Here is a 14,463-nt window from a genome sequence, read left to right as displayed (position 1 = left end):
TTGTGAGTATGTTTAGAGGTGGGAGAGCAGTATGGCGGCGGACAATCGTTGGGTATGGATGGATCTGGAAATGACCGGTCTGAACCCTGAACAGGACCGTATTCTGGAGTTGGCAGTACTGATCACCGATTATGACCTCAACGTAGTTGCTGAAGGCCCGGTGTGGGTCGTGCATCAGAGCGATGATGTGCTCAATGGGATGGATGAGTGGTGTACCCGCACCCATGGCGAGTCAGGTCTGACCGAGCGGGTGCGCAACAGTACGCTGGATGAGGCTGGCCTGCAGGCTGCTCTGCTTGAGTTTTTGCAGTCCCATGTGATGGCAGGAAGCTCCCCTCTGTGTGGCAACTCCATCTGGCAGGATCGCCGCTTTATTGCCCGATATCTGCCAGAGGTGGATCAGTATCTGCATTACCGCATGATTGATGTCAGTACGCTGAAAGAGCTGGCCAAGCGCTGGCAGCCCGAGATGCTCAAAGGATTCCGCAAACTGGGTTCGCACCAGGCGCTGACCGATATTCAGGAGTCCATCGCTGAATTACGCTTTTACCGTGAGCATTTTCTGATTCCTGCTGCAGAGCAGGCATCCAGCGATCAGAACTAAGGGCCATGACGATCAGTATCACAACCAGTGAAAGCATTGCCGTGATGGAACGGTTGCCGGAAGCAATCTACGCTGCGAAAACCCTTCGCCAGCTTGATCAAGAGGCTGCCCTGGCTCTGGGAATTACCGGATTCGAGCTGATGTGCCGCGCTGCCGAGGCGGCTTTTGTGCAGCTGCGCAGTGAGTGGCCGGATGTGCGCAGGCTGACGGTTGTTGCTGGCAAGGGGAATAACGGTGGTGATGGGCTGGTGCTGGCTGGTCTGGCACTCAAACAGCACTGGCAGGTGCAGCTGCTGCTTCCTCTGGCGCTGACGCAATACCTTGAAATGTTACAGGGCGAGGCCGCAGAGGCCTGGCAATGGCTGCAGCACCAGCAGCTGTCCGGGTTGTTGATGATTCACGACGGGGGCGAATTGCCAGACTGTCATGGTGAGCTGGTCGTTGATGCCTTGCTGGGGACCGGACTTGCGGGAGAGGTGCAGGGGCGATATGCGGCACTGATCGACTGGATCAATGCCACAGGCAAGCCTGTTCTGGCGCTGGATATTCCCTCAGGGCTGGAGTGTGACAGTGGCAACGTGCTCGGGCGCGCTGTGCTTGCCAGTCACACCGTTACCTTTATCGGTATGAAAGCAGGCCTTCTGACCGGACAGGGCGCGGCCTATGCAGGGCAGGTGCATTGTCATGGTCTGGGGACGCCGGAGCACGTATATGCCCACCACGTACCGCTGTTGCAACGTGTGACACCGTCGCAGTGCAAGCAGGTGTTGCCACCCCGACCTCGTGACGGTCACAAGGGCATGCACGGTCATGTGCTGATTCTTGGCGGGAATCTGGGTATGGCGGGGGCCGCGCTGCTGGCCGGTCGCAGTGCCTTGCGCAGTGGCGCTGGTCTGGTGAGTGTTGTTACCCGCCATGAGCATGTGCCTGCTTTTATTGCTTCCCAGCCGGAATTGATGGTGCAGGGCGTGCGTAATGGTTTGGAAGCTCAGGCCTGGATAGCTCGCGCTGATGTGCTGGTAATCGGCCCTGGGCTGGGTCGTGATGCCTGGGCCGAGCAGTTGTTGCAGCAGGCTTTGGCGTCGGCCAAACCGCTGGTCATTGATGCCGATGCTTTGCACCTGCTCAAGCATAAGCACTGGCGCCCCTCTGGCCCCTGGGTGATGACTCCCCATCCCGGTGAGGCGGCTATGCTGTTGGACCGTAACACGACGGTGATACAACGTGAGCGCCTGCAGGCGCTGGCAGACTTGCAGCAAACCTACGGTGCGACAGTCGTGCTCAAGGGGAAAGGCACCCTGATTGCTTCCCCAGGTGCGATAAGCCAGCTGGTCAGCGAAGGTAATCCTGGCATGAGTGTGGCCGGTATGGGTGACATTCTGGCTGGGATGATTGGCAGTCTGTTGGCACAAGGGCTGACGCCATCTGCGGCTGCCGCGGTTGGAGCGAGTATTCATGGGCGAGCTGGTGATCTGGCGGCTCTGGAGCGTGGCGAACGTGGCTTGCTGGCAACCGATCTGCTTCCTTATATCCAGCAGCTGGTTAATCCACTCTGAGAATGTGCTCGTTATCTGTCTGGTATTGGTCGCTCGGTGTCGAAAAGTCCTTCGGAATGCTCGTTTGGGGTTGCTAAGCTTCGCTTCTTCAGCGCTTTTTGTTTTGAGTGACCGGCCAGAGCGGCTGAGGTCGTGAACATGTTCTCGGGCTGAGTCTGTTTTTCTGAAATGTTGGAAGATGTTATGAGTTCAGTGTCTTTTCCTCCTCAGGTGCAACCCCTGATTGTGCGGGTTGCTGATGAGGCGGCCATGTTGATGTGGGCCGCGCAGCTGGCAGCGGAGCTTAAACAGGGCGCTGTGGTTTATCTGCACGGCAATCTCGGCATGGGCAAGACCACCCTGAGCCGCGGCGTGTTGCATGCCCTTGGACATCAGGGCGCCGTGAAGAGCCCTACCTATACGCTGGTAGAACCTTATGAGCTTGCAGAGGTGCAGGCCTATCACTTTGACCTTTACCGTCTGGCTGATCCGGAAGAGCTGGAGTTCATGGGGATAAGGGATTATTTCGATGCTCAGTCGCTGTGCCTGGTTGAGTGGCCGGAGAAAGGCGCGGGTATTCTGCCCCGTCCTGATCTGGAAATCTGCCTGAGCCGATGGCAGGATGGTCGGGAACTGGAAGTATCCGCCACCTCTGAACGGGGTGTGCAGATGTTAAATGCGTTGAGTGCGCTACATCCCTAGAGTGACAACCCTGAGATGAAAAAACCTTGGCTGCATGGGTGGCTTCTGGGACTGTTTGGCTGGCTGCTGATTGGCAGTGCCTGTGCCCAGACCGCGGATATCCTTAATGTGCGTATCTGGCAGGCGCCCGATAACACACGTCTGGTATTCGATCTCAGTGCTCCTGTTCAGTACAAGGCGTTTCAGGTGGAAAATCCCAACCGACTGGTGCTGGATATCAGTAACAGCGTTATTCATGCCGATCTTGCTGCGCTGGACATCAAGGGTTCGCTGATCGAAGGACTACGTTCAGGGATTCAGGATGGCACTACTACCCGCATCGTGATCGACCTCAAGCAGAAATTACCGTTCAGGGACTTCAGTCTGGCGCCCAATAAGCAGTACGGTAATCGCCTGGTGGTCGACCTGCTGACCCCCGATTCTGCTGCTCCCGTTATTGCTTCTGCCGTTGTCAGCGCTCCTTCGGTACCGGCCGCCGTTCAGACGACATCTGTGAGTACTAATCCGTCCTCCCCTAACAGTGCTGTTCCGGTAGTAACTGCAACTCCCGTTGTCGGGTCATCCAGCGTAAACAATCAGCCAAAACCCGTGGCGCCCGTGAGTTCGCCTTCCCCAGGCACTAATGGCGGTGCAGTTCCGGTGGTAAGCACTGCCCCGGTGCAGGTCGTCAGCACCAGCGTTATACCGCCCAGTGCACCCGCTGCCCCTGTCATACAGGCGCAGCCGCTGAAGTCTGAGAACTATCGTGACATTATCATCGCAGTCGATGCAGGGCACGGCGGCGAAGATCCGGGAGCTATCGGTGCCGGAGGGTTAAGAGAGAAGGATGTGGTGCTGTCGATTGCACGCCAGCTCGCACAGATGCTCGACAAGGAGCCGGGCTTCAAGGCTTATCTGACTCGCCGTGGTGACTACTATGTGGATTTGCGTAAACGTACTCGCCTGGCACGCGAAGCCAATGCGGACATGTTTGTGTCCATTCATGCGGATGCCTTCAAGAATGACAGTGCACGTGGCGCATCAGTGTGGACGCTATCTGAGCGGGGGGCGACCAGTGAAATGGGGCGCTGGCTGGCGCAGACGGAAAATAATGCTGACCTGATTGGTGGCGTCGGTGGTGTCAGTCTGGATGATAAGGACGAAGTGCTGGCGGGTGTACTGCTGGATTTGTCCATGACAGGCACACTCAAGCTGAGTGATCAGGTGGGTAAGGATGTGCTGGGGCAGGTTGGGCGTATTGCTCGGTTGCACAAGAATCATGTCGAGCGGGCAGGCTTTGTGGTGCTGAAGTCGCCTGATATCCCCTCCATTCTGGTTGAAACGGGCTTTATCTCCAACTCCCATGAGGCGTCGCAACTGCGTACCAAGAGCTATCAGCAGCAGCTGGCGACCTCTATTTTCAACGGTATCAAGCATCACTTCTACAGCCAGCCGCAACCTAATACCTGGATAGCGGCCAAAGTGCGCCAGCCTGACCTGCCTGTGATCTCGGCAACGGCACTGAAGCCTGCTGACCGGGTGCTCTACAAGGTTGGTCCTGGCGATACTCTGTCAGCCATCGCCGCCCGCAATAAGGTCAGTCTGTCACGTCTGTTGCGGGAAAACGATCTGGATCATCAGGCGGTGATCAAGGTGGGCCAGGTGCTGGTCATTCCTTCTTCCTGATAAAGAGCTGCCTCACCGCTCTTTCCTGCACGATGTCATCCATCCCAGTCCGGTTATCACGTTTATGAGTACAGTCACTACCAGCAAACGCATCCACAGTCTGAGCCCGCGACTGGCTAACCAGATCGCAGCGGGTGAGGTGGTTGAGCGCCCGGCCTCTGTCATCAAAGAACTGCTGGAAAATAGCCTGGATGCAGGGGCGTCGCGTATTGATATCGATGTAGAGCAGGGCGGTATCAAGCGGCTGCAAGTACGTGACAATGGTAGCGGCATTCATGCGGATGATTTGCCTCTGGCGCTCAGCCGTCACGCTACCAGTAAGATTCTTACTCTGGAGGACCTGGAGGCTGTCGCCAGTCTGGGTTTTCGAGGTGAAGCGCTGGCCAGTGTCAGCTCTGTGTCGCGGCTGGTGCTGACATCCCGTGCTGAGGGAGCAGAGCATGCATTTCAGGTAATAGCGGAAGGGCGAGACATGGCCACAGAAGTCAGTCCTGCTGCTCATCCTCAGGGGACGACAGTTGAAGTGCGTGATCTGTTCTTCAATACCCCGGCACGACGTAAGTTTCTGCGAACTGACAAAACAGAATATGGCCATCTGGAAGAGGTGGTGCGGCGTCTGGCCCTGAGTCGTTTCGACGTTGGCTTTACCTTGCGTCATAACCAGAAGGTCAGTCTGAGTCTCAGTCCTGCGCGTACCGAGCTTGAGCGAGAGAAGCGTATTGGTCAGCTGTGTGGTAGTGCTTTTTTGCAGCAGTCAGTTGTGGTGGATATCAATAACGGTCCTCTGCGTCTGCATGGCTGGGTTGGTTTGCCTACCTTTTCCCGTAGTCAGCAGGATCAGCAGTATTTCTTCGTTAATGGTCGGGTGATTCGTGATCGTCTTGTTGCTCATGCCATTCGTCAGGCTTATCAGGATGTGCTCTACAACGGCCGTCATCCGGTGTTTGTGTTGTATCTCTATGTGGATCCGGCTGTTGTTGATGTGAACGTGCATCCGACCAAGCATGAGGTGCGCTTTCGAGATGGCCGGTTAGTGCATGACTTTATTTTCAGCAGCTTGCATCGGGCGCTGGCTGAGGTGCGTCCACAAACGGCACAAGATGCGGCCGAACCCTTGCCTGTGGCGTCTGTCACGATGGCGCAGGGCAAAGAAGCGGGAGAGTTTCAGGGGCAGGGGTGGATGAATCTGCCACCGGCCGGCAGCACGCCCGGAGTGGGGCAGATCCGGGAGCAGATGGCAGGATATGCGCGGTTACATCCAGCGCAGGATGTACAGTCGACGGTTTATGGGCAGACGACAGCCATAGCTGAGTCAGGGTTCGGGGCGACATATGCTTCAGGGGCAAAGCAAGTCTTTCCTCAAGAAAGTATGGCAATGCAGGGTTTGCCTGCTGCGAGTGCTGATGTCCCTCCACTGGGTTTTGCTGTAGCCCAGTTGCATGGCATCTATATTCTGGCGCAGAACCAACAGGGCTTGGTGGTGGTGGATATGCATGCGGCTCATGAGCGGATTGTCTATGAACGGATGAAGTCAGCTTGGAGTGGCGAGGGTATCAAGTCTCAGCCATTGCTGGTACCGGTTTCCATGGCCGTCAGCGAGCGTGAGGCAAGTGTTGCAGAAGAGCACGAAGAGTCTTTTCAGCGTCTGGGCTTTCGTGTGCAGCGTATGGGGGCTGAAAACCTGGTTATTCGTGAAGTGCCAGCTCTGTTGCGTCAGGCTGAGGTGCCGCAGCTCGTGCGTGATGTACTGGCAGACCTGCAGGAATTTGGTCAGAGCTCCAGAGTGGGAGAGCAAATCAACGAGTTGTTGGGCACTATGGCATGCCACGGCGCGGTTCGTGCGAATCGTCAGCTGACGCTGGAGGAAATGAACGGTTTGCTGCGTGATATGGAACGTACCGAGCGCAGTGGGCAGTGCAATCACGGTCGTCCTACATGGTCACAACTGACCCTGAAGGATCTTGATCGTTTATTTATGCGTGGCCAGTAAAAGAGTGATCGCGTGCTCTGGCTTTTGAATTGATGAGGGGGATTGCAGTACCATTCTCCACTTTTCGCGTTAACTGATCTCAGGTGTGCATGACCTCCTTGTCTTCTGTTCTTCCACCAGCCATTTTACTGATGGGGCCAACTGCTGCAGGCAAAACGGCCCTGGCTTTTGAGCTGGCTGAGCGCTTTCCTTGCGACATTATTAGTGTCGATTCGGCACTGATCTATCGTGGTATGGATATTGGTACAGCCAAGCCAAGTGCGGCTGAACTGGCCCGTTACCCCCATCAGCTTATCGATATTCGTGATCCCAGTGAGGCGTATTCAGCCGCCGACTTCCGTCAGGATGCACTGGCGCTAATGGCTGCCAGTGTGGCCAGAGGGCGTATTCCGCTGCTAGTGGGCGGCACGATGATGTACTACAACATCCTGCTTCAGGGCATGGCTAATCTACCTTCAGCAGACCCGGTTTTTCGGCAGCAGATGGAAAATGAAGCCCTGGAACACGGGTGGGTGAAGTTGCATCAGCGATTGCAAGAAGTTGATCCTGAGTCGGCAGCACGCATACGTCCCAGTGATCCTCAACGTCTGCAACGTGCCCTGGAAGTGTACTTTTTGACTGGCAAATCGCTAAGTCAACATTGGCAGGAGCAAGAGCAGCAGGTTCTACCGTACCGCACGGTTGAGATAGCCTGGAGTCCTGCTGATCGCAGTGTGTTGCACCAGCGAATTGCGTTACGTTTTGAGCAGATGCTTAGCGCAGGTTTTCTCGCTGAAGTGGAGTCCTTGAAACAACGTACAGACCTGCACGCAGCGTTGCCATCCATACGCTGTGTGGGCTATCGGCAAGCCTGGTGTTACCTCGATGGCGAAGACGACTATTCAGTTTTTGTGCAAAAAGGAATTGCTGCAACGCGACAATTGGCGAAGCGTCAGCTAACATGGTTACGAGGATTTGAACATGTACACTGGATTGACTCCACCTCCTCGCAGGCACTGGATAGTGCCTTGAAATTGCTGGAGTCTGGTCTCAGTTAAGTGTATAAGTAGGCAATCCAGCTTCAGGCGCGCAGGAAATCGCGTCTATTCTTTATCATGGTCGGCGTCTCGGCCAACCTCCAATTGCTAAGGAGCATCAGAATGTCAAAAGGGCAATCTTTACAAGACCCTTTCCTCAATGTACTGCGCAAAGAGCGCGTGCCTGTGTCTATTTTCCTGGTTAATGGCATCAAACTGCAGGGGCAGATCGAGTCTTTCGATCAGTTCGTTATCCTGCTGAAAAATACTGTCAGTCAGATGGTATATAAACATGCTATTTCCACTGTTGTGCCGGCTCGCCCGGTGAAACTGCCGGGGGTGGATGAAGTCCCAGCCGGTTGATGTGAGGTGATGATTGTTCTTTGAACGTCCTGATACAGGTGAACGTGCCGTTCTCGTTCACCTGGATATGTATGATGATGCAGAACGGGAAGATCCTGCCGAATTTCAAGAGCTTGTTGTATCTGCTGGTGCCGTTCCTGTGGCACTGGTGACAGGTTCAAGAAGCACTCCCAACCCCAAATTTTATGCTGGCTCAGGCAAAGTCGACGAGATTCGCGACACGGTTCGTGCTCTTGAGGCAGAAGTGGTGCTGTTCAATCATGCACTTAGCCCGGCTCAGGAGCGTAATCTTGAGCATGCGTTACAGTGTCGTGTACTGGATCGCACGGGGTTGATACTCGATATTTTTGCTCAGCGTGCGCGTACTCATGAAGGTAAGCTTCAAGTGGAGCTGGCTCAGCTTGAGCATATGTCTACTCGTTTGGTGCGCGGTTGGACTCACTTGGAACGCCAGAAGGGTGGTATAGGTTTGCGAGGCCCTGGGGAAACTCAGCTGGAAACGGACCGACGCCTTTTGCGTGAGCGAATCAAATACATACATAAGCGTCTGGATAAGGTTCGCAAACAGCGTGATCAGGGGCGGCGTGCGCGATTGCGTGCCGAAATACCCACTGTTTCATTGGTTGGATATACCAACGCTGGCAAGTCTACGCTGTTTAACAGTCTGTCGATGGCTGGCGTGTATGCTGCCGATCAGTTGTTTGCCACGCTGGATCCGACGTTGCGACGTCTGCAGATGCCAGATATTGGTCCCATTATTCTGGCTGATACCGTTGGCTTTATACGTCACTTGCCGCATAAGTTGGTGGATGCCTTTCAGGCTACCCTGCAGGAGACTTCTGAGGCCAGCTTGCTCTTGCATGTGGTTGACGCGGCTAGTGCGGAGCGCGACCGCAATCTTGAGGCCGTCAATCTGGTGTTGCAGGAAATTGACGCTGCCGATATTCCAACACTGATGGTCTTTAATAAGATTGATCTGATGGAGCGGGTAGAGCCTCATATAGACCGGAACAGTAAAGGCCGACCCATCGCTGTCTGGCTTTCAGCGCAACGCGGTGAGGGTCTGGAGTTGCTGCAACAGGCAGTGGCGGAATGTCTCGGCGATGATTTGTTTGCGGAGACGTTGACGCTTAAGCCAGCTGAAGGAGCCATGCGTGCTGCACTTTATGCTCAGGGTTGCGTGCTTGACGAGTTCTGGGATGAGAGTGGGAATAACCTTTTGCAAGTGCGTTTGCCCTTAAGCGACTTCCTGCAAATGCTCAGGCGGTGTGATATAGAGCCAGAGCGCTTTGGTTTGCGGAAGCAACACAAGGAAACTTGCGAGGACTTCGAGGCCTCCTTAGACTTCGTTGTTCCTTAGTTCTTGCAAAATTGTCACTTTGCATAGCGATGACTAAAGTGATGATTTAGTGCATGGATAGATTTTCGAACAAATCAAAAAGGTAATACGGAGAACCCTATGGCTTGGAACGAGCCCGGAGGTAACGGCAACAACCCCCAGGATCCCTGGGGCTCCGGTAATCGCGGCGGTGGTAACAAAGGAGATCAGGGGCCACCTGATCTCGACGAAGTGCTGCGTAAAGTTCAGGATCAGCTGAATCGCATCTTTGGTGGCAAGTCCTCTGGCGGAGGTCAGGGGGGGCGTACCTCCGGTGGCTTCAATAGCGTCTTGCTGCTGGTGTTGATTGTAGTGGTTGCGATCGCCTGGGCTGCCATGGGGTTCTACACCATTGATCAACAGGAACGTGGTGTGGTGCTGCGCTTTGGTAAGTACAGTGAAACTGTCACTCCTGGTCTGCACTGGAATCCTCCGCTGATAGACGATGTACGCAAGGTTAACGTAACGCGCGTGCGTTCACTTGATCATGGTGCGCAAATGCTAACCGAAGACGAGAATATCGTTGAGGTAAACATGTCTGTGCAGTATGTGGTCGCTGATCCCAAAGCCTTCGTGCTGAATGTGCGAGATCCGGAAGCCAGCCTGTCGCAGGCAACGGAGAGCGCTCTGCGCCACGTGGTTGGTAGCTCAGAAATGCATTCCATTTTGACCGAGGGGCGTGAAACCCTGGCAGCGTCTGTGCAGGAGCGTTTGCAGGAGTATGTCAATCGCTACGGTACTGGCTTACAGGTTAGTCGTATCAACATTGAAAACGCGATGGCTCCCAAACAGGTTCAGTCCGCCTTTGACGATGTCATCAAGGCGCGAGAAGATGAGCAGCGAGTCAAGAATGAAGCCGAAACCTATGCCAATGGCGTTGTGCCAGAAGCGCGTGGTGCTGCTCAGCGTGTGCTGGAAGAAGCCAATGCCTATCGTGATGAGGTGGTGGCTCGGGCACAAGGGGATGCAGAGCGCTTTCTGAAGCTGATGAGTGAGTATCACAAAGCTCCAGAGGTCACTCGTGAGCGTTTGTACCTGGATACGGTCGAAAATGTCTATGCCAACAGTACCAAGGTGATTGTTGACGGCAAAGGCTCTAACAACATGATGTATTTGCCGCTGGATAAGTTGACCGAAGCCAGTCAGGATGCCAAAGCTGCCCGTAAGATGGCTGCGCAGTCTTCTTCGCTGAGTAATGGCGACATCCAGCAGTTGACTGATGAAGTATTGAATGAGCTGCGTAAGCGTCAGGCCGTCTCTACCACTACACGGGAGGGACGATAATGTCTAACAAGTCTTTTGCAACCATCATTCTGGTGCTGGTCATTGTTATCGCAGCAATGAAATCGCTCTATGTCATTAATGAAACTGAGCGTGCTGTGGTGTTGCGTTTTGGTGAAGTGGTAAATGCTGACGTGAAACCAGGCTTGCATGCCAAGATTCCGTTTATCGATAACGTGCGTGTCTTTGACAGCCGTGTGCTTACCATGGATTCAACGCCGCAACGCTATCTGACTCTGGAAAAGAAGGCGCTGATTGTTGACTCCTTTGTGAAGTGGAACATTCAGGATGTCGAGAAGTACTACACTGCTACCTCAGGTGATGAGTTTCAGGCAGCCAAAATACTTGCAGCACGGGTAGATACTGGACTGCGTAACCAGTTTGGTTCCAGAACTCTCAACCAGGTGGTTTCAGGTAAGCGTGATGAGGTGATGAGTGAGCTGACTGAAAAGCTTACGCAGGCGACCGAAGCTGAGCTCGGTATCCGGGTTCGTGATATTCGTATCAAGAAAATCGACTTGCCTCCTGAAGTTAGTCAGTCCGTTTATGAGCGTATGCGCACAGAGCGCGAGCGTGAAGCACGTGAGTTGCGCTCACGTGGTAAAGAGTTGGCTGAGGGTATCAAGGCTGATGCTGATCGTCAGCGCACGATAATCAAGGCGAACGCTTATCGTGATTCTGAGCGTATTCGAGGTGAAGGAGACGCGCAGGCGGCTTCTATCTACTCAAGAGCGTATCAGCAGGATCCACAGTTCTATTCTTTCTACCGCAGCCTGACTGCGTACAAGAACTCGCTGGGTAAAGAAGGTGATCTGATGGTTATTCAGCCTGACAGTGATTTCTTCCGTTTCCTCAACGATCCTAGCGGTGCGAAGTCATCTTCAGGTGAAAAATAGAGCAATTAGCAGTTGGAGTTATTCCCGCTGCTCCAATTCGTGATAGTATTGATCACCGGGCTTTTTTAAGCCCGGTTTTTTTTGCGTGCGCGTTATGGAATGGCTCGGAGCTCTTCCTGTAACGCCTGCAGGTTCAGCAATACGCTGAGCCCGTATCTCGAACACCACCGAGCACTGCCAGAAAAGCCATGAACAACGACTTTTGGCAGACACTGGCCCTGGCCTTCTGTCTGTTGTTGGTATTGGAAGGCATTCTTCCGTTTCTTAACCCGCGAGGCTGGAAGCAGATGATGACTCAGTTAACTAACATGAGTGATCTTTCGCTACGCCTGTGGGGGCTGGGAAGTATGCTGGCAGGTGTATGCCTGCTTTACTTGATTCACTAGAGCCCAAGGCTTGCGGAGACCGTGATGACACTTGCCGATCGTTGGCTGTTGCCAGATGGCGTGAAAGAAGTGCTGCCGCCCGAGGCTGAACGCATTGAAAGTGTTCGCCGCCAATTGCTGGACCTTTACCGTGGCTGGGGCTATGACCTGGTCATGACCCCACTCATCGAATATCTTGAGTCGTTGCTGACCGGCACAGGGCATGATCTGGAGTTGTTAACTTTCAAGGTGACGGACCAGCTGACGGGTCGCATGATGGGAGTGCGGGCAGATATTACCCCTCAGGTGGCGCGTATTGATGCCCACTGCCTGCATAACACTGGCGTCGTGCGCTTATGTTATGCCAGCCCTGTTCTGCATACCCGTCCAGCGTATCTGCAAGCTTCCCGTAATCCTCTGCAGCTTGGGGCGGAGCTATATGGTCACGACGGTGCTGCTTCGGATGTTGAGGTCATTCAGCTGATGCTGGAAACCTTACGGACGACTGGTGTACGTCAGGCGGTGACACTGGATTTGAATCAGGTGAATATCTACCGCCAACTGGCTCGTCATGCTGGGCTGGATGCACAGCAGGCCGAGGTCCTGACCGAAATTCTGCAACGTAAATCTTTGACTGAATTGCGTAGCTATGTAGCTGCTCAGGTTGCTGACAAGCAGGCAGCAGAGTGGTTGCTGGCTTTGGCCCGCCTCAATGGAGACGTCACGGTATTGCAGCAGGCTGAGGCGCTATTTGCTGACGCTCCAGCTGGAGTGCGTAATGCACTGGCAAACCTGCGTGACATTGTCGAGGCCGTTCAGCAATATTCCGCAGAGGTGGATATCTATATCGATCTCAGCGAGCTTCGTGGATATAACTACCATACAGGGATAATTTTTACCGCCTATGTTCCCGGTTACGGCCAGCCCGTAGCAAAGGGGGGGCGTTATGATGATATCGGCCGCGTTTTTGGCCGAGCCAGGCCTGCTACCGGATTTAGTGCTGACCTGATGGTTTTGGTTGCACTCTCTGACCAGGTGGAAGTCGAGTTACCCAAGGGGATCTATGCTCCTGCCAATCCGGATGCGCTTTTGTCTGAGCGTATTGCTGAACTGCGCGTGAGCGGGGAGCGGGTCGTGGCAGGCTTGCCAGGCATGAGCGATGATCCGCGAGAACTGCGCTGTGACCGGCAGCTGCAATGGGATGGAGAGCAGTGGCAGGTTGTGTCGCTGGCGAACTGAATACGCGAACTGAATTATTGAGACCTGACAATTATGGGTAAGAATGTTGTAGTACTGGGCACCCAGTGGGGTGACGAAGGTAAGGGCAAGATTGTTGACTTGCTGACTGAACAGGCTGCTGCGGTGGTGCGTTTTCAGGGCGGTCACAACGCTGGCCACACTCTGGTGATTGACGGTAAAAAAACCGTGCTTCACCTTATTCCCTCCGGGATCCTGCGTGACAACGTCACCTGTTATATCGCCAATGGGGTAGTGCTTTCTCCTGAGGCTCTGCTGAAGGAAATGGCAGAGCTGGAAACCAGCGGTGTACCAGTTCGCGAGCGTCTGCGCATTAGCCCGGCCTGCCCGCTGATTCTGCCTTACCATGTTGCACTTGATGTGGCTCGTGAAGCTGCACGTGGCAATAACAAGATTGGTACTACCGGCCGCGGCATCGGTCCAGCCTACGAAGACAAGGTCGCTCGCCGCGGGCTGCGCGTTGGCGACATGCTGGATGCTGAGCGTTTTGCCACCAAGCTGAAAGAAGTATTGGAGTATCACAACTTTGTACTGACTCAGTACTACAAAGTGGCCGCGATCGATTTTGATACTATGCTCGCTGACAGCCTGCGGATGGCCGAGGAGCTGCGTCCGATGGTAGCTGACGTGACGACTGAGCTGCATGATCATCGTCGTGGTGACGCCAACATCATGTTTGAAGGTGCTCAGGGCTCACTGCTCGATATCGATCACGGTACTTATCCCTTTGTGACTTCTTCTAACACTACCGCTGGTGGTACCGCTACCGGATCGGGTTTTGGCCCTCTGTATCTGGATTACGTACTGGGTATCACCAAAGCCTACACGACCCGTGTCGGTTCCGGTCCTTTCCCCACCGAGCTGTTTGACAGTGTTGGCGCACATCTTGCGCAGAAAGGCCACGAGTTTGGTGCTACCACTGGTCGTGCTCGTCGTTGCGGCTGGTTTGACTCCGTGCTGTTGCGTCAGTCTGTGCAAATTAACTCCATCAGTGGCTTGTGTCTGACCAAGCTTGATGTGCTTGATGGTCTGGAAGTGGTGCGTATCTGCACTCATTATCGTGATGCGCAGGGCAATGACGTAGTCAACCCTATTGATAGTGAAGGGTATGCCGCAGTCACTCCAGTGTTTGAGGAGATGTCTGGCTGGAGTGAGTCCACCGTTGGTGTTAAACGCCTGGAAGACTTGCCTGAGGCCGCTCTGGCTTATATCCGCCGCCTGGAAGAGCTGGTAGGCGTGCCTGTGGATATTATTTCTACCGGGCCTGATCGCAATGAAACCATCGTTCTGCGCGAGCCATTCTCACTGTAAAACACAGTGAAGAGCAGGGGGCCTTGAGCCCCCTTGTGTTTTTTGTCTACGCTTTCTGGTGTGTGCCGGAAGGAGGACAGTGTTTAATCATGATTGTTGC

General features: G+C 54.3%; 13 protein-coding genes. All 13 read left to right on the top strand.

Translation table 11 applies throughout. The features are described from left to right. Positions 1–31: 31 nt before the first annotated feature. The 13 genes from orn to QCD60_RS06545 all read left to right on the top strand — a co-directional run bounded on the left by orn (position 32) and on the right by QCD60_RS06545 (position 14,363). Positions 32–604, top strand: a complete 573-nt coding sequence (orn, locus tag QCD60_RS06605) for an oligoribonuclease (RefSeq protein WP_279783527.1) — start codon at positions 32–34, stop codon at positions 602–604. A gap of 5 nt (positions 605–609) precedes the next feature. Beyond that, positions 610–2,160 carry an NAD(P)H-hydrate dehydratase gene (locus tag QCD60_RS06600; RefSeq protein WP_279783525.1) on the top strand — a complete coding sequence of 517 codons (1,551 nt, stop codon included), beginning with the start codon at positions 610–612 and terminating at the stop codon, positions 2,158–2,160. A gap of 183 nt (positions 2,161–2,343) precedes the next feature. Then, a complete protein-coding gene (gene tsaE, locus QCD60_RS06595; RefSeq protein WP_279783523.1) occupies positions 2,344–2,841 on the top strand; it encodes a tRNA (adenosine(37)-N6)-threonylcarbamoyltransferase complex ATPase subunit type 1 TsaE in 498 nt (165 codons plus the stop codon). Positions 2,842–2,856: 15 nt separating this feature from the next. After that, positions 2,857–4,506, top strand: coding sequence for an N-acetylmuramoyl-L-alanine amidase (locus QCD60_RS06590; protein ID WP_279783521.1), 1,650 nt, complete (start codon positions 2,857–2,859; stop codon positions 4,504–4,506). A 64-nt stretch (positions 4,507–4,570) separates the two neighbouring features. Then, positions 4,571–6,496, top strand: a complete 1,926-nt coding sequence (gene mutL, locus QCD60_RS06585) for a DNA mismatch repair endonuclease MutL (RefSeq protein ID WP_279783519.1) — start codon at positions 4,571–4,573, stop codon at positions 6,494–6,496. Between the two features lie 89 nt (positions 6,497–6,585). Beyond that, positions 6,586–7,533: a tRNA (adenosine(37)-N6)-dimethylallyltransferase MiaA gene (miaA, locus tag QCD60_RS06580; RefSeq protein ID WP_279783517.1), complete on the top strand. Its 948-nt coding sequence runs from the start codon at positions 6,586–6,588 to the stop codon at positions 7,531–7,533. Positions 7,534–7,635: 102 nt separating this feature from the next. After that, positions 7,636–7,875: an RNA chaperone Hfq gene (hfq, locus tag QCD60_RS06575; protein WP_104156851.1), complete on the top strand. Its 240-nt coding sequence runs from the start codon at positions 7,636–7,638 to the stop codon at positions 7,873–7,875. 13 nt (positions 7,876–7,888) lie between these two features. After that, positions 7,889–9,235 carry a ribosome rescue GTPase HflX gene (gene hflX, locus QCD60_RS06570; protein ID WP_279783514.1) on the top strand — a complete coding sequence of 449 codons (1,347 nt, stop codon included), beginning with the start codon at positions 7,889–7,891 and terminating at the stop codon, positions 9,233–9,235. Between the two features lie 99 nt (positions 9,236–9,334). After that, complete coding sequence (gene hflK / locus QCD60_RS06565; RefSeq protein WP_279783512.1) at positions 9,335–10,537, top strand: FtsH protease activity modulator HflK; 1,203 nt, start codon at positions 9,335–9,337, stop codon at positions 10,535–10,537. After that, positions 10,537–11,430: a protease modulator HflC gene (gene hflC, locus QCD60_RS06560; RefSeq protein WP_104156848.1), complete on the top strand. Its 894-nt coding sequence runs from the start codon at positions 10,537–10,539 to the stop codon at positions 11,428–11,430. Before hflK ends, hflC begins: the two co-directional genes overlap by 1 nt. Positions 11,431–11,618: 188 nt before the next feature. Further along, positions 11,619–11,816: a DUF2065 domain-containing protein gene (locus tag QCD60_RS06555; RefSeq protein WP_104156847.1), complete on the top strand. Its 198-nt coding sequence runs from the start codon at positions 11,619–11,621 to the stop codon at positions 11,814–11,816. A 24-nt stretch (positions 11,817–11,840) separates the two neighbouring features. Next, positions 11,841–13,034: an ATP phosphoribosyltransferase regulatory subunit gene (locus QCD60_RS06550; protein WP_279783507.1), complete on the top strand. Its 1,194-nt coding sequence runs from the start codon at positions 11,841–11,843 to the stop codon at positions 13,032–13,034. Positions 13,035–13,067: 33 nt separating this feature from the next. Next, positions 13,068–14,363 (top strand): adenylosuccinate synthase, encoded by a 1,296-nt coding sequence (locus QCD60_RS06545; protein ID WP_279783505.1) that lies wholly within the window; start codon positions 13,068–13,070, stop codon positions 14,361–14,363. Positions 14,364–14,463 lie beyond the last annotated feature (100 nt).

Origin of the sequence: Pokkaliibacter sp. MBI-7, assembly GCF_029846635.1 — a bacterium.
Lineage (GTDB): Bacteria > Pseudomonadota > Gammaproteobacteria > Pseudomonadales > Balneatricaceae > Pokkaliibacter.
The sequence above is the reverse complement of the archived record's forward strand: the minus strand, read 5'-3'. Positions and strand labels throughout refer to the sequence as shown.

Bases quoted from the DNA above. Each gene is read 5' to 3' on its own strand.
- orn (WP_279783527.1), top strand. From the start codon at position 32: ATGGCGGCGGACAATCGTTGGGTATGGATGGATCTGGAAATGACCGGT.
- QCD60_RS06600 (WP_279783525.1), top strand. From the start codon at position 610: ATGACGATCAGTATCACAACCAGTGAAAGCATTGCCGTGATGGAACGG.
- tsaE (WP_279783523.1), top strand. From the start codon at position 2,344: ATGAGTTCAGTGTCTTTTCCTCCTCAGGTGCAACCCCTGATTGTGCGG.
- QCD60_RS06590 (WP_279783521.1), top strand. From the start codon at position 2,857: ATGAAAAAACCTTGGCTGCATGGGTGGCTTCTGGGACTGTTTGGCTGG.
- mutL (WP_279783519.1), top strand. From the start codon at position 4,571: ATGAGTACAGTCACTACCAGCAAACGCATCCACAGTCTGAGCCCGCGA.
- miaA (WP_279783517.1), top strand. From the start codon at position 6,586: ATGACCTCCTTGTCTTCTGTTCTTCCACCAGCCATTTTACTGATGGGG.
- hfq (WP_104156851.1), top strand. From the start codon at position 7,636: ATGTCAAAAGGGCAATCTTTACAAGACCCTTTCCTCAATGTACTGCGC.
- hflK (WP_279783512.1), top strand. From the start codon at position 9,335: ATGGCTTGGAACGAGCCCGGAGGTAACGGCAACAACCCCCAGGATCCC.
- hflC (WP_104156848.1), top strand. From the start codon at position 10,537: ATGTCTAACAAGTCTTTTGCAACCATCATTCTGGTGCTGGTCATTGTT.
- QCD60_RS06555 (WP_104156847.1), top strand. From the start codon at position 11,619: ATGAACAACGACTTTTGGCAGACACTGGCCCTGGCCTTCTGTCTGTTG.
- QCD60_RS06550 (WP_279783507.1), top strand. From the start codon at position 11,841: ATGACACTTGCCGATCGTTGGCTGTTGCCAGATGGCGTGAAAGAAGTG.
- QCD60_RS06545 (WP_279783505.1), top strand. From the start codon at position 13,068: ATGGGTAAGAATGTTGTAGTACTGGGCACCCAGTGGGGTGACGAAGGT.